Source organism: Pseudoduganella namucuonensis, from assembly GCF_900116645.1.
Taxonomy (GTDB): Bacteria; Pseudomonadota; Gammaproteobacteria; order Burkholderiales; family Burkholderiaceae_D; genus Rugamonas; species Rugamonas namucuonensis.
Genome location: NZ_FPBO01000007.1, coordinates 228240 through 251088 on the forward strand (window position 1 = coordinate 228240; position 22849 = coordinate 251088).

The following is a 22849-nucleotide window of genomic DNA, read 5'->3' on the forward strand; positions in this document are numbered from 1 at the left end:
ATCGGCGGCCGGCGGCGCGGCGCGCCGATCGACACTACAATGGCCCTCCCGTTACCAGGAGTGCCATTGTCCACCTCCCACCCACCGCCGCTCGCGCGCGGCATGGTGCTGCTGCTGGCCACCGCCACCGGCCTCATCGTCGCCAACCTGTACTACGCCCAGCCGCTGGTCGGCCCCATCAGCCGGGCCACCGGCCTGTCGGCGGGCGCCGCCGGCCTGATCGTCACCCTGACGCAGCTCGGCTACGTCGCCGGCATGGTGTTCATCGTGCCGCTGGGCGACCTGCTGGAGAACCGCCGCCTGATCGTCACGACGCTGGGCGCCACCGCCCTCGCCCTGCTGGGCGCGGCCTTCGCCGGCAACGCCGCCCAGTTCCTGCTGGCCGCCTTCTGCGTCGGCCTGGGCTCGGTCGCCGCGCAGGTGGTGGTGCCCTTCGCCGCCCACCTGTCGCCCGAGCATTTGCGGGGCGAGAGCGTGGGCAAGGTCATGAGCGGGCTGATGCTCGGCATCATGCTGGCCCGGCCCGTCTCCAGCCTGGTGACCGACTTGCTGGACTGGCACGCCGTCTTCGTGCTGTCGGCCATCGCCACGGCCGCGCTGGCGCTGCTGCTGCGCCGCCGGCTGCCCGAGCGCAAGCCGCGGTCGTCGCTGGCCTATCCCGCGCTGCTGGCCTCGCTGTGGCATCTGTTGAAGACCACGCCCATCCTGCGCCGCCGCGCCGCCTACCAGGCCTGCATGTTCGGCGCCTTCAGCCTGTTCTGGACCACGGTGCCGCTGGCGCTGGCCTCGCCCCGCTTCGGCCTGTCGCAGAGCGGCATCGCCGTGTTCGCGCTGCTGGGCGTGGCCGGCGCCGTCGCCTCGCCCATCGCGGGACGGCGCGCCGACCAGGGCGAGAGCCGCTCCACCACCGGCGTGGCCATGCTGGCCGCGCTGCTGGCCTTCGGCGCGCCGCTGCTGCCGGACGGCGGCCGCGGCGTCGACCTGGGCCTGCTGGTGTTCGCCGCCATCATGCTGGACGCGGGCGTGTCCGCCAGCCTGGTCACGGGCCAGCGCGCCATCTTCGCGCTGGGCGCGGAGGCCCGCAGCCGCCTGAACGGCCTGTACATGGCGCTGTTCTTCAGCGGCGGCGCGATCGGCTCCTCGCTGGGCGGCTGGATGTACGCCGCCCACGGCTGGCGCGGCGCGCTGGCCGCCGGCCTGCTGTTCCCCGCCACCGCGCTGGCCATCTACGCCACCGAGTTCACCGGCAAGGGAGCGCGCGCGCGGGCGCGCTGACTCCCTCCTTTGCCAGAGCGGCGGCTGGCCTTATAGCAGACGCGGAAATGGTGTAAAAGTGTCAAAGTTCCCCCGTTGACCAGCCCTTATTTTGAAACGGAGAGAACCATGTCCTACAACACCCTGCTGACCCCGCAAGACTGCGTGCTGGCGCTGATCGACCACCAGCCGCAAATGCTGTTCGGCACCATGTCTCACGAGCGCACCACCATCCTGCACAACGCGCAGATCCTGGCCAAGTCGGCCAAGCTGTTCGGCGTGCCGACCATCCTCACCACCATCGCCGCCGAGTCCTTCAGCGGCCACCTGATCCCGGAGATCCAGTCCGTGTTCCCGGACCAGAAGCCGATCGACCGCACCTCGATGAATTCGTGGGAAGACCAGGCCTTCAAGGACGCCATCAAGGCCACCGGCCGCAAGCGCGTGATCATCGCGGGCCTGTGGACCGAGGTGTGCGTGACCTTCCCGACCCTGCAGATGCTGGCCGAGGGCTATGAGATCTTCGTGCCGGTGGACGCCTGCGGCGACACCACGGTGGAGGCGCACGACCGCGCCATCCAGCGCATGATCCAGGCCGGCGCCACGCCGACCAACTCGCTGCAATGGATGTGCGAACTGCAGCGCGACTGGGCCCGCGGCGAGACCTACGACGGCTGCATGGAGATCTTCAAGGCGCACTCGGCCTACGGCATCGGCATCCGCTACGCCAAGCAGATCCTGGGCGAACACGCCAACGAGGGCGGCCACTAAGCACCGGGCGCCAAGCGCCGCATCGCGTCCCCAGGGACAGCCGCGCCGCCGGACGCGCGGCCGTCCCCACCTCCCCCTCCAAGTCGACCACGCCCCCGTGTCGCGCTAGCATGCGTTTCACCGCCGCACGATAGAGGAACCACTCTATTTTTTTTGCTGCTGCCGAAACGCAAATCATGCGTTAATAAATTACAAAAAGATCAAGAACGGTCCGAATAAAAATAGCACGATCGTTCGTATTGGAGACATGGGAAATGATTCGAACGCATACGGGGCGCGCGGCGGGGCACGCCATGAACGGGGGCGTCGCATGAGCTATTCATCCGCCTTGCATCTGGTGCGCGGCGTGAAGTCGCGCCTGGCCAACTCCGGCGTGGAGGCCGAGTCCCTGTTCCAGCTCGCCGGCCTGGACGAGGGCGACGGCCTGGCCTGCGAGCCGCTGGAACTGTCGGACAAGCTGAGCCACCTGTGGACGCTGCTGGTCGAGCACTCGGGCGACCCGCTGATCGGCCTGAAGATCTCCTCCCCGCACCGCCTCGGCTGGCTGGGCGTAATGGGCCACATCATGCTGGTCTCGCCCACCGTGCAGAGCACCATCGAACGCTGCCACGGCCACACCCGGGTCGGGCTGGTGCTGCCCGGCTTGCAGCGCGAGGTGCCGCGGCAGCGCTACGACTTCGTCTGGTGCGTGCTGCTGCGCAGCCTGCGCTGCGCCGCCGGCCGCGACGACGCCTCGCCGGTGCTGCTCGAATACGCCTTCCCCGAGCCGGCCAACGCCGCGCTGTACGCCGAGACCTTCGGCTGCCCGGTGCGTTTCAACCGCCCGCACAACGTGATGGAGTTCGCCGACACCGACCTGGTGGCGGCGCTGCCGGACTACCGCGGCAACGGCGTGCTGGCCGGCCTGGCCACGGCCCAGCCGCCCACCATCACCGCGCGCGTGCAAAGCATGGTGGCGCTGATGCTGCCGAAAGGCCCGCCGCACCGCGAGGACGTGGCCGCCCACATGATGATGAGCGAACGCACGCTGCAGCGCCGCCTGGCCGAGGAAGGCACCAGCTTCACCGCGCTGGTCGACGACACCCGGCGCGAGCTGGCGCGCCAGTCGCTGGCCGCCGGCGAGCTGTCGCTGAAGATGCTGACCTTCCAGCTGGGATTCTCCGAGCCGAGCGCCTTCTACCGCGCCTGCAAGCGCTGGTTCGGCATGACCCCGTCCGACATCCTCAACCACGCGCCGCGGCGCGAGCGCCTGACGGACGGCGCCTGGGATGGTTCAAACGGGATCACAACGAAACGCTGAGCGGGAACAGCCCGGCGGGCGCGCTCACCTCAGCAGGATGGCCTTGCGGTAGGGCGCGACCGGGGGGCGCGGGAACTGCACCGAGGCGTAGGAATTGCGGAAGCAGGCGGCCTTCGCGTTCTCCACGTCGGTCAGCGAACTGGCCACCTTGCCGCTGGCGTCCAGCACCAGGATGATGGTGACCGGGTGCTTGGATTTGTCGTGGCAGCCGCCCTTCTCGTCGAGCTTGTTCTTGTTGTTGAAGGCGATGGAGACGTCCTCGTACTGGGTCGCCTTGTCGTTCGGGAACTGCGCGTTGAACTTCGCCATTTCGCCGACGAACTCGGGGTTCTTCGGCGGCGGCGCCTCCTCCTGCTGCTGGGCCTGCGATTGCTGGGACTGCGGGACGGACGCGCAGCCCGCCGCCAATACCGCCACCGCGAGCATCGCCAATTTGAAGCAATGTGTACGCATATTTTTCTCCTTGTGGGATCAAACTGCCGGGTCCAAGCACCGGGTCTTAACTGCTGAGCTATTCTACCGGCCGGTGTCGAAGCGGGCATTTGCATTTCCGCGCTGCAAAAGCCGTGCTAGTATTTGCCATTCCGTCAACTACCAGCCACCGGACGATGACCGCCGCCGCCGCACCCTCCCCGCAGCTTTACGCCCGCCTCTGCGGCGCCGCTTATCTGGGCATCGTCGCCCTCGGCGTGTGCGGGGAACTGGCGGTGCGCGGGACCGTCGTCGTGTCCGGCGACGCGGCGGCCACCGCGGCCAACATCCACTCCTCGGAGGCGCTGTGGCGCGCCGGCATCGCGGGGGACCTGCTGATGCACGTCCTGGACGTGCCGGTGCTGGTGCTGCTGTATTTGTTGCTCAGACCCGTAGGCCGCGGCCTCGCGCTGTTCGCGACCGCGGCCCAGGCGGTGCAGACCGCCGTCCTGGCCGTCAACAAACTCGTCCTGCTGGCGCCGCTTTTCCTGCTGGGCGAGGCCGCCTACCTGAAGGCGTTCACGCCGGAGCAGCTGCAAGCCCTCTCCTACGTGGCGATCAGGATGCACGCCTTTGGCTTCGGCATCGGCCTCGTTTTCTTCGGCTGCGCCTGTCTCGCGCGCGGCTATCTGATCTTCCTTAGCGGCTACCTGCCGAAGGCGCTGGGCGTGCTGATGGCGCTGGCGGGGCTATGCTATCTGATCAACAGCTTCGCCATGCTGCTCGCGCCCGCCCTCGCGCGCGCCATTTTCCCCGCCATCCTGCTGCCACCCTTCGTGGCCGAGCTGGCCTTGTCCTTGTGGCTGCTTGCCAAGGGCGTCGACGTGGCGGGTTGGCGGCGGGTGTCGGAGCGGCGCGCCGACGTCCCATAAGCACTACAATCCCGAACAGCCCCTACCAGGAGAAACGCAAATGATGCTGAAGTTGATACCCAAAGTATTCTTCGACCACATGGACGAGGGGCTCGACCTGTTCGTGAACTGCCTGGGATTCGAGATCCTCCACCACGACGGCGGGCTGGCGGTGGTCGGCAGGGACGGCGCCAAGGCCTATGTCATGGAAAGCCCCGAATACGCGGCCAAGGACCGGCCGGAGATCGCGATAGAAACCGACACCATCGAGGAGATCCACAAGGACATCGCGGCCAGACGCCCTGACATGCTGCATCCCAACGTCCCCCGCGTCACGCAAAGGCCATGGGGCGCGCTCGAGTTCGCGGTGCTGGACAAGACCGGCGTCTGCATCGTGTTCCGCCAGTGGCCGGCGGCGGGCTGAAGGGGCCGCGCGAGGGACCTGCTACAGCTTCCACCACGCCTGTTTGAGGCCAAGCAGGTGCACCACGCCGAACAGCACGCAGATGGCGGAACTCGCCAGCCAGAACGCCGTGCTGTTGTCGGGGAAGACCAGTATCAGCGGCGGGAACGCCAGGCCGCGCAGAAAGTAGATGGCGGTGATGAAGCACAGCGCCAGCCGCACATAGGGCAGCTTGCGGATCACGCCCGCGCCGGACAGCGCGTACAGCGCCCACACCGACAACAGGCAAGCCATGGCCAGCGCCATCGCGGTGGGCAGCCAGTGCCCCGCCAGGTCCATCCGCGCCACGCGCTCGCCCGCGCCCAGAAAGCGGTACCATGGCGCGCCGAAGACGACGCAGCCCAAGTGCAGCAGCGCCGCGAAGCCGCTCAACGCCGCGCCGGCGATCAGGTAGTTGTTACGTTCTGTGTTCATTGTTCTTCACGGTCTTGGGAATGTCCGACTATACCCACTGGGAACAGGGCGCGCAAATCCATCACACCTTCACAAACCAGCGGCGCCGCCACATGAACCAGGCGATGGCGAACATCGCCGCGTTGAACAGCAGCGCGTGCAGCAGCGACGCGGCCTCCGGCTGCAGGGGCAGCGCCTCGAGCGGGGCGTAGAGGACGGCGCCCAGCGAGCGCGGGGCGTCGCCGGTTCCCGCCACCTGGGTGAACATCAGCGTCTTCGCCACCAGTCCGGACAGCGCGAACAGGAACAGCGCGTTCATGCCGTAGATGGTGAAGAACAGCATCGCCGACTGCGCCCTGGCGCGCAGCCAGCGGGACGGATTGGCGTCCAGCAGCCAGTAAAAGACGGAGAACATCAGCAGCGCCCAGCCGCTCATGAGCAGGCAGTAGGACACGCTCCACAGGCATTTGTTGATCGGCATGAGGACCACGTCCAGCATCGCGCCCGCCAGCAGGAAGGCCAGGCCGGCCAGCTGCATCCACACCGTCTGCCCCGCCTTGTTGCGCGGCGCCAGCAGCCAGCGACCGGTCAGCACGCCAATCAACTGGCTGCACAGCGCGGGGATGGTGGTGAACAGCCCTTCCGGGTCCCAGGTCCTGGCGGCGGCCCACATATGGCCGCCGAGGAACTGGCGGTCCAGCCATGAGCCGAAGTCGCGGCCCGGTTCGAGCACGCCGGCGCCAACCACGCCGTGCGCGTCCGGCACCGGCACCAGCAGCATCGCGGCGCTGTAGAAGGCCAGCAGGCCCACGATCCACGCGATCAGCTGGCGCCACGTGAAGTAGACCACCAGCGGCGCGGCCAGCGCGGTGCACAGCGCGATGCGCTGCAGCACGCCCGGAATGCGCACGGTGGACAGGTCGAACTGGGGGAACAGGTTGAGCAGGAGGCCGATCAGGAAAATCAGCGCCGCGCGCTTGAACAGCTTATGCAGCAAGGCGCCCTTGTCCGCGCCGGCGTCGGCCTGGCGGCCCAGCGAGAACGCCATGGAGATGCCGCCGATGAAGAGGAAGAAGGGGAAGATCCAGTCGGTGAAGGTCCAGCCGTTCCATTTGGCGTGCGCCAGTTGCGAATACAGGTGGTCCCAGTCGCCCGGATTGTTCACCAGCAGCATGGCGGCGATGGTGAAGCCGCGGAAGGCGTCCAAGGAGGCGAGGCGTGCGGATTTCAATGCGGAGTCCCTATTTCTGGCGCGTACCCAGCGACGCGCGACCCCAGATGATACTGTGAACTGGTACTAGAAGTGGTATTAGAGCCCCAAAAAACAGCGACTTAAAACCGGGGACAGACCCTGCGCGCCAGATGCCGCGGCAATGGCACGGGACGCCGGTCGCGGGTCTGTCCCCGGGTGGGATTACTTGGCGCGGGCCTTGCCGAAGGCGTCGCCGGCCTTCCACTCGGGCATCCTGGGCGCGTCGGCGACCATGCGGCCCAGGTTCAGCGTGAACTGCGCCTGCTGCGTCATGCCGGACAGGTCCCAGCTCGGATCGTATTCGTCCGTCACCTGGTGGTACTTCTTGGCGTAGGCGTCGGTCTTCACCTTCGCGGCGGCCTTGTCGCCTAGGTATTCCTTGCCCGCGTCGATCGAGAACGCCGGCACGCCCACCTTGGCGAAGCTGAAGTGGTCGCTGCGGAAGTAGCCGCCGGCCAAGTCGGGCGCCGCCACCGAGATGGTCATGTTCATGGCCTTGGCGGTGGCCTCGGCCATCCTGCCCAGGTCCGTGCGCTCGCTGCCCTGGGTGCCGATGTCGCTGGTCAGGCCCACGTAGTTCAGGCTGTCCAGGTTCAGGTTGGCGGCGGTCTTGGCCAGCGGCCACAGCGGCGCGGTGGCGTAGGCGGCGCTGCCCAGCAGGCCCTGCTCCTCGGCCGCCACCCACAGGAACATCTGGCTGCGCTTGGCCGGGCTGGCCGAGGCCTCCTTGGCCATCGCCAGCAGCGCGGCCACGCCGGAGGCGTTGTCGACGGCGCCGTTGAAGATGGTATCTCCCTCGGTGCCCTGCTTGCCCAGGTGGTCCCAGTGCGCGCTGTAGATCACCACTTCATCCTTCAGCTTGGGATCGGTGCCCGGCACCACGCCGGCCACGTTGAACTGCTCCAGGTTGCGCACGGCGGCCTTCATCTCGCCGGCCACCCTGGCCTTCAGCGGCACCGGCTGGAAGTCCTTGCGCTCGGCGGCGGCGCGCAGCGCGTCCAGGTCCTGGCCGCCGGCCTTGAACAGGGCGCGCGCGGCGTCCTCGGTCATCCAGCCCTGCAGCGCGGTGCCCAGCTTGCCCTGCGCCAGCTGGAAGCGTTCCACGCCGTCCCAGCTGTTCTGGATCACGCTCCAGCCGTAGGAGGCGGTCGGCGTGGTGTGGATCAGCAGCACGCCGGCCGCGCCCTGGCGGGCGGCCTCCTCGAACTTGTAGGTCCAGCGGCCGTAATAGGTCAGCGACTTGCCGCCGAAGCGGTTCGGCGCCTCGGCGGTCGGCTGCGGATCGTTCACCATCATGACCAGCACCTTGCCCTTCAGGTCCTGGCCCTTGAAGTCGTTCCAGCCCTCCTCCGACGCGGTGATGCCGTAGCCAACGAACACCAGGTCCGCGTTCAGGCTGTGGACGGCCTTCGCGTCGCCCGGCGCCCACACCCAGTCCTTGCCGAAGGCGGCCGGCAGCGCGGCGCCGTTGGCCTCCAGGCGCAGCGAGCTCTCGGCCGGCTGCGACTTCACGCCGGCGATCCTCACGGCCTGGCGGTAGCTATTGCCAGACACCGGTTTCAGGCCGGCGGCCAGCGCCTGGGTTTCGATGTAGGCGACGGTCAGGTCGCCGCCGCGCTGGCCGGTGCCGCGGCCTTCCAGCAGGTCGCTGGCGAGGAAGGCGAGGTGGGCGCGCAGGGGCGCTTCCTGGACTTTGGGCGCGCCCTTGGCGGTGGTGCCGCCTGCCGCGTGCGCTGGGAAGGCGAACGCCAGGCTGGTGGCCAGTGCGGTCGCGATCAGGGTGGGGAACATTTTCTGCATGGTGTCCTGTTACGAAAAGTGTAATTCGAGGATAGGTGACGCGGTTTTGCCGCGCGAACATTGTATGCGAACTCGGCGCCGCCACCATTGCGCGCCGCAACATCGCCGAGGCGAGCCGAGCCCCATTTGGGGCCAGGCCCCAAATGGGGCTCAGCCCGCCTCGCGGTTGACGCGCCGGGCGCGGCTCGGGGATACTCTGCGGATGACGCCTCCCCGCACTCCCTACGTCGGCCGTTTCGCGCCCTCCCCCACCGGTCCCCTGCACATTGGCTCGCTGGTCGCGGCCATGGCCAGCTACCTGGACGCCAAGGCCCGCCACGGCCGGTGGCTGGTGCGCGTGGAGGACCTGGACCGCGACCGCAACGTGGCCGGCGTCGACCAGCACATCCTGGCCTCGTTGCTGAGGTGCGGCATGCAATGGGACGGCGAGGTGACTTGGCAGACGCGACGCACCGCGCTGTACGAGGCGGCCCTGGAACGGCTGGGCGACGCGATCTACCCGTGCGCCTGCTCGCGCAAGGAGATCCAGGATTCGCAGCTGCGCCAGGGACAGGGCGGCGGCTCGGCGCTGGTGTATCCGGGCACCTGCCGCGGGGGCTTGGCGCCGGGCAAGGCGGCGCGCGCGCTGCGCCTGCGCACGCCGCTGGAGCCGCATTGCGTGATCTGCTTCGAGGACCGCTGGCATGGCCGGGTGTGCCAGGACCTGACCGCCGAGGTGGGCGACTACGTGGTGCGCCGCGCGGACGGCTTCTGGGCCTACCAGTTGGCGGTGGTGGTGGACGACGGCGCGCAGGGCGTCACCGACATCGTGCGCGGCGCGGACCTGCTCGACTCGACGCCGCGCCAGATCTACCTGCAGCGCCTGCTCGGCCTGCCGCTGCCGGCCTATCTGCACGTGCCCGTGGTGGTCAACGCGGACGGCGAGAAGCTGTCCAAGCAGACCGGCGCGCAGGCCTTCGACGACGGCGCGCCGGCCGCGAGCCTGCTGAGATCGGCGCTGCTGCCCGCCGCGCGCTTCCTGGGGCTGGACCCGCGGGCCGATAGCATCGACGAGTTCTGGCGCCAGGCCGTGCCGGCGTGGGCGCGGATGCTGGCCGCGCGCGGCGCCATGCGCGGCGCGGCGCGCGACGAGACGCCCGCTGCGCCGCCCAATGCGGCGCCCGACGCTGCGCCCGGCGCGGCGCCCTAACCGCCCTATTCGCCCCTACGCGCCCTGAGCGCCCTACGCGCCCATCAGCGCCGCGTAGCGCGCCAGCACGGCGTCGTGCTCGCCGCTTTCGGCCAGCTTGGCGGCCGCGTAGGCGCGCGTGGTCTCCAGCAGCCGGTAGCGCGCCGCGCCGGTGTCGGCCACCGTCGCCAGCATCGATTTGCTGACCAGGTTGGACAAGGCCTCCATCGCCTGTTCCATCGCCGCCTCCATCCCGCCGCCGTGGTCCGCGCCGATGTGCAGCGCCTCCTCCAGCGTGAAGCGGCGGCGGAACACGGACAGGCGGTGCAGCATCCTGCGTTCCCGCTCGCCCAGCAGCGCGTAGCTCCAGTCCAGCGTGGCCTCCAGCGTGCGGTGCCGGGCCTTGGCGGTGCGCCGTCCGCCCTTGAGCAGTTGGCAGCAATCGTCCAGCCGCACGGCCAGGCCGCGCACGCCGAACAGCTCCACGCGCGCCGCCGCCAGCTCGATCGCCAGCGGGATGCCGTCCAGCCGGCGGCAGATCTCGACAATCTGCGGCACGTCGGCGTCGTCCAGCCGCACGCCCGCCGCGCTGGCCTGCACGCGCTCGGCGAACAGCTGCGCCGCGGGATACGCCAGCGCCCGCGCCAGCGTCATGCCGGCCGCGCCGGATTCGGGCGGCTGCTCCAGCACCTGCAGGCGGTGCACCCACTCGCCCTCGGCCCGCAGCGGCTCGCGGCTGGTGGCCAGCAGGCGCACGCCCTGGGCGCCCTGCAGCATCCGCTCGGCCAGCAGCGACACCGGCTCCAGCAGGTGTTCGCAGCTGTCCAGTATCAGCAACAGGTGGTGGCTGCGCAGCGCGCCGATGATTGCCGCCAGGTCGGCCCGCTCGGGGTTTTCCATCACCAGCGCGGCGGCCAAGGCCCGCGGCACCTGGGACGCGTCCGTCAGCGGCGCCAGGTCGACGAACACCACGCCCTGCCGCCACTGTGGCTGCATGTGTTCGGCCGTGGCCAGCGCCACCGTGGTCTTGCCGATGCCGCCCGTGCCGGTGATGGTGACGAAGCGCCGTTCGGCCAACTGCTCGGCCAGCGCGGCCACCGTGTGTTCGCGGCCGAACACGCGCGTGGGTTGCGGCGGCAGGCCCTCGCCCTGCGGCAGGTAGACCACCTGGGCGGCGTCCCCGCCGGGCGGCGTGGACGGCGGCGCGCCGGCTCCGCCGCGCACCACCGGCGCGGTGAAGCAGTAGCCCCGCCCCACCACGCTTTCGATGTGGCGCCCGCCCAGCGTCTTGCGCAGCGCGGCCACGTGCACCCGCAGGTTGCCCTCCTCGACGATGGTGTCGGGCCAGGCGCGGGCGATCAACTGGTCCTTGGTGACGGTCTCGCCCGCGCGCTCCAGCAGCACATGCAGGATGTCGATGGCGCGGCTGCCCAGCCGGATCGGCCGCCCCTCGTCATACAGCATGCGCCGCGTCGGATAGAACCGGAACGACGAAAACGCCAGCACCGGTTCGGGGGACTCAGTCGCCTCGTAAAACATACTAGCCTTTCATTGCAACAGCGGTGTCAGGCCCGATTGTATCAATTGATACGGGATTCGGCTGGAACGCGCGCCGGCGTGCATAATGCGGGTTCGCAGACAGGACGCCCCGCATGAACGAACCCAACCGCCCCCGCTTCACCCCGCAAGGCCTGATCCCCACGCCGGAACAGACCGCCATCCAGCAGGCCCAGAACAAGGTGGCGCTGGTGGCGGCCAACGCCGGGGCGGCCAAGACCACCACCTTGGCGCTGCGCATCGGCGAGGCGCTGGCGCACAAGCTGGCGCCCGAGCAGATCCTGGCGCTGACCTTCACGCCGGAGGCGCGCGACGTGATGCGCCAGCGCCTGCTGGACGTGGGCATCCCCTACGCCAGCGCCGCCCGGGTCGAGGTGGCCACCTTCGAGGACTTCGCCACCGCCGCGCTGGCGCGCCTCGAGGGCGGCGCGGCCGAGCGCGTGGAGCAGGCGCGCCAGCTCAAGCCCTGCGCGCTGCGGGCGCTGGAGCGGGTGGCCGAGCGCTACACGGGCAAGGTGGAGTACCTGGACATCCGCACCCACAACATCGCGCTCAGCCAGTTCCTCGACATCCAGCTCACGCTCAAGGCCACCATGGCGCTGGACGGCGTGGACGCCGAATACATCGGCGTCGAGGAGGCGGCCGAGCTGCTGAAGACGCCGCTGGTGGACTACCTGGCCACGCTGGAGTACGAAACGTTGCGCAAGGGCGGCGACGAGGAGGTGCAGTTCCGCGGCCCCTACGACGCCACCTACGATCTGGCCTGCCAGCTGTCGCAGGCGCCGGAAAGCGCCGACGCGCTGCCCGGCTACCGGGTGGTGGTGTGCGACGAGCTGCACGACCTGAACGAGGCCGCCTTCCGCATCCTGAACGCGCTGATCGCGCGCCCCACCTGCTACTTCGTGGGCGCCGGCGACGTCGACCAGGTGATCCACTCCAAGCTGGGGGCCAGCGAGGAGTTCATGGAGCGCCGCTTCGCGCAGGTCTATCCCGGCGTGAAGCGCTACCCGCTGACCCACACCTGGCGCCACGGCCCGCACCTGGCCTACGCCATGCGCGAGCTGAAGGACAAGCCGGTGGAATCGAGCCTGCCGCTGCACACCGAGATCCGGCAGGCGCACTACGGCGCCGGCGCCGGCTGCGGCGAGCGCGTGGTGGAGGCGGTGAAGGCGTGGAAGCGCGACGGCTTCCCGCTGGAGGGCTGCGCCATCCTGCTGCGCGACCGGCACCAGTCGATCGCCGTCGAGAACGCGCTGATGCAGGCCAAGATCGGCTATCGCACCCCGGCCATGGCCGGCTACCTGCAGCGCGACGAGATCCTGTTCCTGCGCGGGATGATCGCCATCGCCCTGCGCGACCTGGCCTCGGTGAAGTCGCTGGAGGTGCGCGCCGCCATCGTCGAGGCGCTGGCCGTGTTCGGCGAACTACCGCTCGGCCCCGAGCGGCTGGAGTCGGCCAAGCGCGAGGTGGCCAAGCATCCGCAGTTGATCAACGACTTCCACAAACTCTACATCGACGGCGAGGCCGGCGGCGAGCAGCGCGGCGGCGGCGCGCGCGGCCTGATCGCCGCCGCCATCGACTACGCGGCCGGCGTGGACCCGGCCGCGCCGGCCGACGTGCCGCTGCGCGCCATCTGCGCGCAGATGGACCTGGAGCAGGCGGCCAAGCGCATCTTCGTGCGGCCCTACGAGGCCAGCGTGGTGTCGAAATCGGTGGCCGGCTTCATCGCGGCGGCGGCGGCCTCGGGCCAGACGCTGGCCGAGTTCTGGCAGGCCCTGAACGCGGCCGAGGCCTTCGCCGGCCGCAAGCGGGAAAAGGACTTCGTCACCATCGACTGCGCCGCCAACGCCAAGGGCAAGGAATTCGACCACGTGATCCTGCCCTTCCTGGAGGCCGGCGAGTTCCCCAGCCAGCTGGCCGACAAGGGCGAGGAGGAGAACCTGTTCTACGTGGCGGCCACGCGCGCCAAGGCGCGCCTCACGCTGCTCTCGCCCGAACAGCCGGAGCTGCGCAGCGCCTACATCGCGCGCATGCGGCTGGCGGCGACGGCGGCGGGCGCCGAGCAGGCCATCGCCCGCAACGAGGCGGCCGGCGCCGCGCTCGCGCCCACGCGCTACTACCTGAGCGCCGGCATCCACGAGGCGCAGCAGGTGAAGGCGCTGGGCGCCAAGTTCGACTGGCCGCGCAAGGCCTGGTATGTGGAACCGGGCGCGGACCTGGAACCGTTCCGCCGCTGGCTGAGGAACTAGGCGCAAGGCGGGCCAACGCGGCGCGGCCGCGCCGGCCATCATGCTAGCCACTCGGGAATGTGACGGCGCTCACATTTCGCTCACGGTGTCCCTCCTACAATTGCCACCATTGCAAGGGGAGGACACCACATGACACGCACCGCCGACATCCAGCAACTCTACATCGCCTACTTCGGCCGTCCACCCGAGCCGGTCGGACTGGCCTATTGGGTCAAGGTCGACGCGTCGATCGACGCCATCAGCGGCGCGTTCGCGGCGTCGCGGGAATACGCCGACCAGTACGCCGGCAAATCCACCACCGACGTCGTCAAGGCGCTGTACCACAACCTGTTCGGCCGCGCCGGCGATCCGGCCGGGGTGGCTTACTGGAGCAAGCAGGTCGACAGCGGCGCGATCGAGATCGGCCGCGTCGCGCCGGCGCTGCTGGGCGGGGCGCAGGGGCGGGACGCGACCGTGCTGGCCAACAAGCTGGCCTACTGCGACGCGTTCGGCCAGCTGGTCACCGAACTGCCCGGATTCGAGGCGATCTACGCCGGCAACACCGACCTCTCCTTCATGCGGGCCGGCCTGGCGATGGTGACCGACCACACGCCCGTGTCCGGCATGCGCGACAGCATTAACGACCTGATCAGCCAATTCAACTTCCCGCACGCCCCCGGCAAGGCGCTGGTCGTGAACCTGCAGGGCACCGGCTATCTGCAAGGGGCGGACATCACCCACGGCGGCGTCGCCTCCAGCATCGAAAGCAACGAGTACGGCAACTTCATTCACGCCGCCGGCGGCGGCTGGGTGCCGGACATCCCGGCGGCGGACTACTACGTCACCGGCGGCGTCGACACGACGACCGGGCTGGCCTACCAGGGCATGCTGCGCGTGGGGGGCGGGACCACCGCCGCCTCGCCGCTGGCCTCGCTGTACGAGGAGCTGGACGCGCTGGGCCTGGGCGCGGCGGACGCCAACGCCCGCATCGCCGCCGCGCTCGACCTGGCCGGCGTGGACGCGCTGGCGGCGGCGCCGCTGACGGCGGCCTTCGACGCCCTGCCCGGCTCGGCCGAGCAACTGCGGGCGCAGCATCTGCAGGCAGCCTCCATCAACCTCGACATCGTCCAGACCGCCATCGCCCGCACCCTGGTGGCGCTGGCCGGGGGCGAGGGCCAGCTCGCCGTCCTGGCGGCCGGCAAGGCCGCGCTGGGCGCGGTGGCGGCCTCGGTGGCCGCCGGCGCCTTCGACCTCGACAACGGCGGCACCCTTGGCGCGCTGCTGGCCCGCGCCGTCAAGCTGGCCGACAACGCGGCGCTGACGGCCGCCCACGCCAAGCTGGGCGCCGCCTCCACCCTCGCCTTCGGCTCGCTGCTGGAGGCCAGCGCCGCCAACGTGGAGCTGGGCATGGACCGGGTCGACGCCGGCGTCTACGCCCCCCTGGCGCGGATGGGGCAGGCCGCCGCGCTGGCGCAGGGCGAGCTGGTGGCCAAGCTGGCCGCCGCCATGGCGGCCGACACGGCCGGCGCGCTGCTGCCCTTGTACACCGGCTCGGCGCTGCTGGCGGCCACCGCCGCCACGCGGATCAAGGACATCGCCCCCGCCACCCACGACGACGACGCGGCCATCGCGGCGGCCAACGGCGGCCACGCCTTCGCCGCCCTGGTGGGCCTCGCCCCCAACGACGCCATTTTCTAAGCAACCCCTCGCCCGATGCCACTCGCCGTCTGGCGATGGTGCCGCGGTGGTGGCTCGCTGGAAACGGTGGGCATTAGAAGCGCGGCCTGCGCGGGCGGCTCATTTGAAGGTGATCGCCTTGTTCAGCTGGGCGATCACCTCGTCCGGCACCGACATGCCGCACATGATGTGGCGCTCCTCGCCGCGCGGCATGCCGCCCGGGCGCAGCAGCTTGAACCGCTTGGCCCGCTCGCCGCCCTGCGCCATCAGATAGCCGCCCTCGTCCTCCGAAATGAACAGGAAGTCCGCCGCGCCGGCGCGCAGCGACTGCAGCATCTGCTCGGTGCCGCCGGTGGAAACGGCCGTGGACGGCCGCAGCCGCGCCAGCATGGCGTCGATCTCCGGGCCGTAGGAAAAGTTGTCCTTCACCAGCAAGTGCGCGGCCGGGCTCTGCAGCATGAGCTCCAGCGTGACGCCGTCCGGCACGTTGTAGTCCGCGCGCGCCAGCACCAGCCACGCCTTGTCGCGGTAGATCGGCTTGGTGAACTTGGCGTAGCGTTCGCGCCCGGGCGTGCGGAACCAGCCGATGGAGCAACTGCGCGCCCGCCTGTCCTTGACCATCGCCAGTTGGCGGTTGGTCGGCAGTATCGCCCACGTGACCGCGATGCCGGCGGCCTGGAAGGCGGCGGCCGCCGGCGTGCCCGTGAGGCCGACGGGCGATCCGTCCGGCGCGGGCGTATGGTAGGGCGGGCGGGGGCTGTAGGTGACGATGATGGTCTCCTGCGCCTTGCAGCAGGAGGCGGCCAGCAGACCGGACATGACCAGGAGCACGGATCTTTTCATGGCGGCGGCGGAGTCGGCGCGGAACGTTATCAACTTGAATATAGTAACCCGCGCGGGAAAGCTCGCCTATAATCGCGGGTTCGCCTTTGCAATTTAGCCACACAATGACCACCCACTCCACACCCGCCACCGCCCCGCCCGCCGTGGTTCTGCTGCACAGTTCCATGAGTTCCAAGGGCCAGTGGTCCGAGCTGATCGCGCAACACGGCGCCGGCTTCCGCTTCATCGCCGTCGACCTGCTCGGCTACGGCACATCGCCCTTCCCGGCCGACGCCGCCGGCGCCGGGGGCGGCTTCACGCTGGGCCACGAGGTGGACGCGGTGAACGCCGCCATCGCCGGCCGGCTCGCGCCCGACGAGCCCTACCACCTGGTCGGCCACTCCTACGGCGGCGCCACGGCGCTGCGCCTGGCGCGCCAGATGCGCCCGCGCGTGCTGTCGCTGGCGGTGTACGAGCCGGTGGCCTTCCACCTGCTGGAGAAGGACGACGCCGCGCGCGTCGAGATCGAGGCCGTGGTGGCCGGCATCCACGGCGCCGCCCGCGGCATGGACGCGGCGCGCACCTTCATCGACTACTGGAACCGCCCCGGCGCGTTCGACGCCCTGCCGGAAGCGCAGCGGCGGCGCTTCGCGGCGCAGATCGACAAGGTGAAACTGGACTTCGAGGCCCTGCTGGCCGAACCGGCCACGCTGGCCGACATGGCGGAACTGGACATGCCGGCGCTGGTGCTGTCCGGCCTGGCCAGCCCGCTGTCCACGCGGCGCGTGGCCGAGCGCCTGGCCGCCGCGCTGCCGAACGCCGCCGCCGTCGCGACCCGTGGCGGCCACATGGCCCCGCTCACCCACGCCGCCATCGTCAACCCGCTGATCGCCAGCTTCCTGGTCGGCGAGGAAGTCGACGCCTGACCAGTCCGGGCGCGCTACGGCATGCGGCCGGTCTGCAGGGCATAGGCCCAGTCCGGGCGGCCGTTGCGGGCGGCGATGGCGCTGGCGGCGCGCCAGTCGTAGGGCACGGCGATCAGTTCCACCCGCCAGCCCTCGCCGTCGCGCTCGGCGATCGCGTAGCGCGCGTGCGGCGTGTGGTTCTCAACCTTGTGCGGGTGCGGATGCTCGTCGTCGTAGGCCTGCAGGCCCACGCTGCCGGGGTTGACGATCAGCCGGCCGTCGTTCAGTTGCATCACGCGCGGCACGTGGGTGTGGCCGCACAGGATCAGCTCCGCCTCGGCGGCGCCGGCGCGCCGCAGCGCCTCCTCGTGCGTGGCGGGACGCATGCCGCCCGGCTCCACCGTCTCCAGGAAATAGACCAGGTCGTTGTCCGGCGTGCCGTGCACCATCAGCACCTCGTCGGAAAGGCGCAGGGCCGCGGGCAGGCCGCGTATCCACTCGCGCTGCTCCTCCGTGATCTCGGCGTGCGCGTAGAGATCGGAGGCGCCCATCCTCTCCGGCGCGTGCTCCAGGATCTGCCGCTCGTGGTTGCCCGCGATGGTGGGCAGGTTCAGCGGCATCAGGCGCTGCGCCGTGTCGCAGGGACGCAGCGGGCCGGACAGGATGTCGCCCAGGTTGACGGTGACGTCCGCCCCGCGCCGCGCGATGTCGGCCAGCACCGCCTCCAGCGCGCCCAGGTTGCCGTGTATGTCCGAGAGTATCGCGATTTTCATCAGCTTGCCTTTTTGGTCTGATTGCCATCGCGTCATCTTACCTCACCACTCGGCGGCCACGCCGGCTTACTGGGGCTGGTCCTTGCGACCCGCCGCCACGGTGCTGAAGAAGCGCATCATCTCGCGGCTGGCGTCCGGCCCTCGCGAGTCGGTGTAGCTGCCGCTGGCGCTGCCGCCGGCCCAGGCGTGGCCGGCGCCATGGATCACCCAGTGTTCGCCCAGCGGCGTGCCGTCCGCGTGGCTGTGGCTGGTGCGCGTGTAGTGGTGGCCGCCCGGCACGCTGCCCTTGTCGCGCGAGGCGCTGCCGTCCTTGCCCGCCAGGCCCTGCTTGAACACCTGCTCGCCATTGACGGGATGGACGGTGGCGTCCTTGTCGCCGTGGAAGACGATGATGGGCTGGCCGCCGCCGGGCCGCTTGCCCTTGCCCTTGCCGCCGCCCTTCATGGCCTGCAAGGCCGATGGCAGGTCCTTGGCCACGGCGAACGGCAGGCCGGAGTGCACGCCCACGGCCGAGAACAGGTCCGGGTACAGCGAGCCGACGATCACGGCCATCGCGCCGCCGGCGGAGAGGCCCGCCACCGTCACCTGCGCCGGGTCCACGGCGTACTCATCCATGACCTTGCGGGCGATGCCGGCGATGATGGAGGGTTCGCCCTCGTCGCGCCGCTGGTCCTTGGCGTTGAACCAGTTCCAGCAGCGCGAGCTGTTGGCCTGCTGCGTTTGCGCCGGGTACACCACCAGGCACTGGCGCTCCTCCGCGACCACGTTCATCTGCGTGCCGACGGCGAAGTCGTCCGGATTCTGCGTGCAACCGTGCAGCATCACCACCAGCGGCATCGGCTGGCCCGTGTAGCCGCTGGGGATGTACAGCTTGTAGCTGCGCGTGCCGGCCTGGTTACCGTAGCTGCCGCCCAGGTAGCGCGCGCCGTCCGGCAGCGTGATCTCGGGCGCGGGACGCACACCGCCGGGCAGGTCGAAGTCGGGCATGTCGAACTTCGACAGGTCCAGGTCCGGCATCTTGAAGTCCGCGCCCATGCCTTCGAAGTTGGCGGGCACGCCCAGTTTTTCAAGAAGCTCGGCCGCGAAGCGGGGCAGCTTTGCGCGCGCGGGGCTGTCCGCGTGGCCGCTGGACGCGCCGGCGGAGTCCGCCGCGGCGTCTCCGGCGGGCGTGGCGGAACCCGCGCCGTTCGCGGTGCCGGGTGCGGCGTGGGGCGCGGCGCCCGGTGAGGCGTAAGGTGCGGCGCCGGATGCCGCGCGGCGCGCGGCGCCGGGGACGGCCTCGTCGGCGGCGGCCGCGCGGCCCGCCTTGGTCCAGCCGCGCGCCTGGGCGTAGCCGGGCGCGGGATTCAGGTCGCGCATCGCGGGGGACGGGCCTTGCGCCGCCGGCTCCGGTTCGTCCACTGCTTGCCCGGCCAGCGCGCGCTGGATGGCGGCGGTGGCGGCGGCGGCGTCGCCGCTCATCAGTGTCTTGGTGGCTTGCTGCATCTTGGCCAGGAATTCGGTATCGATCTTCATGATAAAAGCCCTAATGTATGCGCCCCTTGAGGGCGGCTTTGACTGCGGTGCTGGCGTGAAAGGCGCCCAGCACGGAGACTGATTCAATGGTGGCCAGCGCCAGCTCGGCCGGAACGTCCGGCGCGATCGTGGCGAGACCCAGCACGCGGATGTTCAGCACGGTGCCCGCGTCGCGCAAGGCCTCCAGCTGCCTGCGCGTGTAGGTTTGCACGCCGAGCACAAACTCGTTCAAGGCCACCGCCTGCCGCACCACATCCGCGTGGGTGTTGAGCTGGTTGCGGATCGCAGTGCGGATCAGGTCGCTGCGATTGGCGTAGAAGCCTTGCTGCACCAGTAAATCCACCTGGCCCAGATCCACCGGACCCAGGTTGATGGTGATTTTCTCGGTGTCGCTTGTTTTCAGTTTGATCTCGGTCGTCATCGTTTTTATTTGCTGGTTCGGTGTATGGGACCATCCTAACACCATCCACATGGATGGTATATGGAGGACATAAAAGAAAAAACAAGGGCGCAACATCGAACAGTGATACCGGATAGAATCCCCGCATGAACTATCTCGCGCACATCTTCCTCGCCCGCCAAAGCGGCCCAGCCATGGTGGGCGCCATGCTGGGCGACTTCGTGAAGGCCGATGTCGGCGGCAAGTATCCGGGCGAGGTGGCGCGGGAAATCACCCTGCACCGCAATATCGACAGCTACACGGACGCCCATCCGGTGGTGAGGTCGGCGGTGCAACTGTTCGGCGACGGCCGGCGGCGCTACGCCGGCATCGTGCTGGACGTGTATTACGACCATCTGCTCACCAGGCACTGGAACGCCTACAGCGACACGCCGCGCAAGGAACTGATCGCGCGCTTCTACCGGGCGCTGGCCGAGCACGACGCGCTGCTGCCCGAGCGCCTGCGCGACATCGCGCCGCGCATCATCGCGCAGGACTGGCTGTCAGCCTATGAGGACATCGAGGGGGTGGAAATGACGGTGGCGCGCATTTCGCAGCGCCTGAGCAGGAACGGCCACCTGCTGCGCGAGGGATTGCTCGACCTGCGCGAGCATCGCGCCGCCATCGACAGGGGCTTCGACCTGTTCTTCCCGGAACTGGTCCGGTTCTCACTGGAGCGGCGCGCGGCCCTGGCCGGTTCGACCGGGACGCCGGCCTCAATCGTGACGGATCTTCGATAGCGCGCGGCGCTTGGCCGCCTTGGCGACGCGACGGCTCTCCATCCAGTCGTGGCCGCCCGCCTCCATCGCGGCGGCGATCACCTCGGGCGCCAGGCTGTAGACGGTGACCCAGGTGGCGCGCCCGTCGCCCGCGTTGGCGGGGTAGCTGCCCGACTCGATGGGCCAGTTGTATTTGCGCTTCAATTGCCTGACGATGGCGGCCAGCGACACCCGCCCTTGCAGCGGGTCCGCGCCCGCCTGGTCCTCGTTGGAGAGCAGCACGGCCAGCACGGCGCCGCGCGCCGTCATCGCCCCGGGGAATGTGGGTTGTTTCGTTTTCATGCAGGCATTCTAGCCGCCTTTCCCCCGACAGCGTCCCCTTAAAGCAGCGTGACCTCGTCCGGCAATTCGTCCACACCGCCGCCGTCGCGCGGGACGTGGCGCCGCAGCTCCTCCGACACGGCGGCGATACCGCGCAAGGCGCCCGCCTCGTAGTCGCCGGCCGCGAACGCGCGTTCCATGTCGCTGGCGATGCGCTCCCAGGCGCTGACGCCCGAACTGGCGTGGATGCCGCGGTCGGCCACGATTTCAATCGCGTGGTCGGCGTACAGCACGTAGATCAGCACGCCGCTGTTTTCCTCCGTGTCCCACACGCCCAGTTCGGAGAAGACCTCCACCGCGCGCTCGCGCGGCGCCATGCCGCGCAGCACCTGCATGGGTTCCAGCGCGGGTTCGATGGCGAAGCGGATTTCGCCGCGGTGGCCGCGCTCGGACTCGGTGATCGCCGCCTTGATGGCCTCCAGCGACGACATCGGAAAGCGCCGCCTGACCGTGACGCGCGTGGTGAGCAAATGCTTGATGAGCCGTCCTATGTCCATCGCTACCACCTCCCCGACGCGCCACCGCCGCCAAAGCCGCCGCCACCGCCGCTCCAGCCGCCACCACCGCCGCCTCCACCTCCGAAGCCACCGCCTCCGAAGCCTCCACCCCCGAAGCCCCCGCTGTGGCCGCGGCCCATCGCGATGCCGCCCAGGCCGCCCATGCGGCCGCCGCCGAACAGCGTGAACAGGAAGGCGATGCCGCCGGCCAGCAGCGCCGCCGTGACCGCGCCGGCGATCAGCCATGCGCCGACCCCGATCACGCCGCCGGTGATGGCCGCGCCGGCCACCCGGCCCAGCACCGCGCGCAGCACGCCGCCCAGCACCACGGCCGCCACCAGCGCCACCGGCAGCATCCCGCCGATCCCGCCCTCTTCCCTGGCGCGCGGCGCGCTCGCGGCGGCCGGCAAGGGCTCGCCCTCGATCACCTTCATCATGCTGTCCAGGCCCGCCGCGATGCCGCCGTGATAATCGTTCTTGCGGAAGCGCGGCAGGATGGTCTCTTCGATGATGCGCTTGCTGGTGGCGTCGTTGAGCGCGCCCTCCAGCCCGTAGCCGACCTCGATGCGCAGCGCGCGGTCGTCCTTGGCCACGATGAGGATGGCGCCGTCGTCCACCTTCTTGCGGCCGATCTTCCACTTCTCGGCGACGCGGATGGCGAACTGCTCGATGGCCTCGGGCTGCGTGGTCGGCACGATCAGCACGGCCACCTGGCTGCCCTTGCGCTGCTCGAAGGCGCGCAGGCTGGCCTCCAGCTGCGCCGCCTGCTCGGCGGTGAGCGTCGACGCGAGATCGGTGACCGGGCGCGACAGGTCCGGCACGGGCACCTGGGCCTGCGCCAGCACGCACTGGGCGCACTGCGCGCACACCAGCAGCAGGCCGAACAGCCAGAGCCTGATGGTCGCCATGTTATTTTCCCGCCGGCTGCGGCTTGGGCGGCGAGTCGAAATTCACGGCGGGCGGTGCGGAGATGGCTTTCTCGTTCTCCACCGTGAAGTTGGGCTTCACCTTGTGGCCGAACATCATCGCCACCAGGTTGGTGGGGAAAGAGCGCACCACCACGTTGTAGTCCTGCACCGACTTGATGTAGCGGTTGCGCGCCACGGCGATGCGGTTCTCGGTGCCCTCGAGCTGCGCCTGCAGGTCGCGGAAGCCGGCGTCCGCCTTGAGCTGTGGATAGTTCTCGCTGACCGCCAGCAGGCGAGACAGCGCGCCGGACAACTGCCCCTGCGCCTCCTGGAAGCGGGCGAAGGCCGCCGGGTCGTTCACCAGTTCGGGCGTGATCTGGATGGAGCTGGCCTTGGAGCGCGCCTCGGCCACCTGCGTCAGCACTTCCTTCTCGTGGCTGGCGTAGCCCTTCACCGTGTTGACCAGGTTGGGGATCAGGTCCGCGCGGCGCTGATACTGGTTCACCACTTCCGACCAGTTGGCCTTGACCTGCTCATCGCCGGACTGCAGCGTGTTGTAGCCGCAGCCGCTCAGCAGCAGCGTCGCCGCCAGCATCATGAGTATCCCGATTCTACGCATACGTCCTCCGAGCCGTTTTGGATGGGGCCAGTCTATACGCATGTCTCATCCGGTGGCGCATACGAGGGCGCGGGCAGCCGTGCGGC

General features: G+C 69.7%; 23 protein-coding genes. 10 read left to right on the forward strand and 13 right to left on the reverse strand.

Annotated features, from left to right (window positions below; genetic code table 11):
* Positions 1–102: 102 nt before the first annotated feature.
* The 3 genes from BM436_RS10385 to BM436_RS10395 all read left to right on the forward strand — a co-directional run bounded on the left by BM436_RS10385 (position 103) and on the right by BM436_RS10395 (position 3325).
* Positions 103–1275, forward strand: coding sequence for an MFS transporter (locus BM436_RS10385; protein WP_093555483.1), 1173 nt, complete (start codon positions 103–105; stop codon positions 1273–1275).
* A 108-nt stretch (positions 1276–1383) separates the two neighbouring features.
* Positions 1384–2025 carry a hydrolase gene (locus tag BM436_RS10390; RefSeq protein ID WP_093555430.1) on the forward strand — a complete coding sequence of 214 codons (642 nt, stop codon included), beginning with the start codon at positions 1384–1386 and terminating at the stop codon, positions 2023–2025.
* 310 nt (positions 2026–2335) lie between these two features.
* The gene (locus tag BM436_RS10395) at positions 2336–3325 is read left to right on the forward strand and encodes an AraC family transcriptional regulator (RefSeq protein WP_093555431.1); all 990 of its coding nucleotides are present in this window, start codon (positions 2336–2338) and stop codon (positions 3323–3325) included.
* 24 nt (positions 3326–3349) lie between these two features.
* Here BM436_RS10395 and BM436_RS10400 read toward each other — a convergent pair whose 3' ends face one another.
* The gene (locus BM436_RS10400) at positions 3350–3778 is read right to left on the reverse strand and encodes a hypothetical protein (protein ID WP_093555432.1); all 429 of its coding nucleotides are present in this window, start codon (positions 3776–3778) and stop codon (positions 3350–3352) included.
* Between the two features lie 155 nt (positions 3779–3933).
* Between BM436_RS10400 and BM436_RS10405 the strand changes: the two genes are divergently transcribed.
* Both BM436_RS10405 and BM436_RS10410 read left to right on the forward strand, forming a co-directional pair.
* Positions 3934–4668, forward strand: a complete 735-nt coding sequence (locus BM436_RS10405) for a DUF4386 domain-containing protein (protein ID WP_093555433.1) — start codon at positions 3934–3936, stop codon at positions 4666–4668.
* A 40-nt stretch (positions 4669–4708) separates the two neighbouring features.
* Positions 4709–5071, forward strand: coding sequence for a VOC family protein (locus tag BM436_RS10410; protein WP_093555434.1), 363 nt, complete (start codon positions 4709–4711; stop codon positions 5069–5071).
* 21 nt (positions 5072–5092) lie between these two features.
* Here the strand turns inward: BM436_RS10410 and BM436_RS10415 are convergent, their stop codons facing one another.
* From BM436_RS10415 to BM436_RS10425, 3 genes are all read right to left on the reverse strand, one after another.
* A complete protein-coding gene (locus BM436_RS10415) occupies positions 5093–5524 on the reverse strand; it encodes a hypothetical protein (protein ID WP_093555435.1) in 432 nt (143 codons plus the stop codon).
* Positions 5525–5585: 61 nt separating this feature from the next.
* Positions 5586–6734, reverse strand: coding sequence for an acyltransferase family protein (locus BM436_RS10420; RefSeq protein ID WP_093555436.1), 1149 nt, complete (start codon positions 6732–6734; stop codon positions 5586–5588).
* A gap of 183 nt (positions 6735–6917) precedes the next feature.
* On the reverse strand, positions 6918–8555 hold the full coding sequence (locus BM436_RS10425) for a M28 family peptidase (RefSeq protein ID WP_093555437.1): 1638 nt from the start codon (positions 8553–8555) through the stop codon (positions 6918–6920).
* 202 nt (positions 8556–8757) lie between these two features.
* Here BM436_RS10425 and gluQRS point away from each other — a divergent pair, with 202 nt between their 5' ends.
* Positions 8758–9744: a tRNA glutamyl-Q(34) synthetase GluQRS gene (gluQRS, locus tag BM436_RS10430; protein WP_093555438.1), complete on the forward strand. Its 987-nt coding sequence runs from the start codon at positions 8758–8760 to the stop codon at positions 9742–9744.
* Between the two features lie 33 nt (positions 9745–9777).
* Here gluQRS and BM436_RS10435 read toward each other — a convergent pair whose 3' ends face one another.
* Positions 9778–11262, reverse strand: a complete 1485-nt coding sequence (locus BM436_RS10435; RefSeq protein ID WP_093555439.1) for an ATP-binding protein — start codon at positions 11260–11262, stop codon at positions 9778–9780.
* 113 nt (positions 11263–11375) lie between these two features.
* Here BM436_RS10435 and BM436_RS10440 point away from each other — a divergent pair, with 113 nt between their 5' ends.
* Together BM436_RS10440 and BM436_RS10445 are read left to right on the forward strand one after the other, a co-directional pair.
* Positions 11376–13529: an ATP-dependent helicase gene (locus BM436_RS10440; RefSeq protein WP_093555440.1), complete on the forward strand. Its 2154-nt coding sequence runs from the start codon at positions 11376–11378 to the stop codon at positions 13527–13529.
* 129 nt (positions 13530–13658) lie between these two features.
* On the forward strand, positions 13659–15206 hold the full coding sequence (locus BM436_RS10445; protein WP_093555441.1) for a DUF4214 domain-containing protein: 1548 nt from the start codon (positions 13659–13661) through the stop codon (positions 15204–15206).
* A 99-nt stretch (positions 15207–15305) separates the two neighbouring features.
* Here BM436_RS10445 and BM436_RS10450 read toward each other — a convergent pair whose 3' ends face one another.
* On the reverse strand, positions 15306–16028 hold the full coding sequence (locus BM436_RS10450; protein WP_093555484.1) for a transporter substrate-binding domain-containing protein: 723 nt from the start codon (positions 16026–16028) through the stop codon (positions 15306–15308).
* 104 nt (positions 16029–16132) lie between these two features.
* On the opposite strand from BM436_RS10450, the gene BM436_RS10455 reads away from it, so the two are divergent.
* On the forward strand, positions 16133–16933 hold the full coding sequence (locus tag BM436_RS10455; RefSeq protein WP_093555442.1) for an alpha/beta fold hydrolase: 801 nt from the start codon (positions 16133–16135) through the stop codon (positions 16931–16933).
* A 14-nt stretch (positions 16934–16947) separates the two neighbouring features.
* On the opposite strand, the gene BM436_RS10460 is transcribed toward BM436_RS10455, so the two are convergent.
* From BM436_RS10460 to BM436_RS10470, 3 genes are all read right to left on the reverse strand, one after another.
* A complete protein-coding gene (locus BM436_RS10460) occupies positions 16948–17685 on the reverse strand; it encodes a metallophosphoesterase family protein (protein WP_093555443.1) in 738 nt (245 codons plus the stop codon).
* A gap of 66 nt (positions 17686–17751) precedes the next feature.
* Positions 17752–19200 (reverse strand): extracellular catalytic domain type 1 short-chain-length polyhydroxyalkanoate depolymerase, encoded by a 1449-nt coding sequence (locus BM436_RS10465; RefSeq protein WP_307665038.1) that lies wholly within the window; start codon positions 19198–19200, stop codon positions 17752–17754.
* A 10-nt stretch (positions 19201–19210) separates the two neighbouring features.
* Complete coding sequence (locus tag BM436_RS10470) at positions 19211–19621, reverse strand: ribbon-helix-helix domain-containing protein (protein ID WP_093555444.1); 411 nt, start codon at positions 19619–19621, stop codon at positions 19211–19213.
* A gap of 125 nt (positions 19622–19746) precedes the next feature.
* On the opposite strand from BM436_RS10470, the gene BM436_RS10475 reads away from it, so the two are divergent.
* On the forward strand, positions 19747–20379 hold the full coding sequence (locus BM436_RS10475) for an acyl carrier protein phosphodiesterase (RefSeq protein WP_093555445.1): 633 nt from the start codon (positions 19747–19749) through the stop codon (positions 20377–20379).
* Here the strand turns inward: BM436_RS10475 and BM436_RS10480 are convergent.
* The 4 genes from BM436_RS10480 to BM436_RS10495 are packed head-to-tail and all read right to left on the reverse strand — an operon-like array spanning position 20356 to position 22805.
* Positions 20356–20700 (reverse strand): hypothetical protein, encoded by a 345-nt coding sequence (locus BM436_RS10480; RefSeq protein ID WP_093555446.1) that lies wholly within the window; start codon positions 20698–20700, stop codon positions 20356–20358. The genes BM436_RS10475 and BM436_RS10480 overlap by 24 nt on opposite strands.
* A 38-nt stretch (positions 20701–20738) precedes the next feature.
* Positions 20739–21236, reverse strand: a complete 498-nt coding sequence (locus tag BM436_RS10485) for a TPM domain-containing protein (RefSeq protein ID WP_093555447.1) — start codon at positions 21234–21236, stop codon at positions 20739–20741.
* Positions 21237–21238: 2 nt separating this feature from the next.
* Entirely contained in the window at positions 21239–22144 is a 906-nt protein-coding gene (locus BM436_RS10490) for a TPM domain-containing protein (RefSeq protein WP_093555448.1), read from the reverse strand.
* A 1-nt stretch (position 22145) separates the two neighbouring features.
* Entirely contained in the window at positions 22146–22805 is a 660-nt protein-coding gene (locus BM436_RS10495; protein ID WP_371859631.1) for a LemA family protein, read from the reverse strand.
* Positions 22806–22849: the final 44 nt, after the last annotated feature.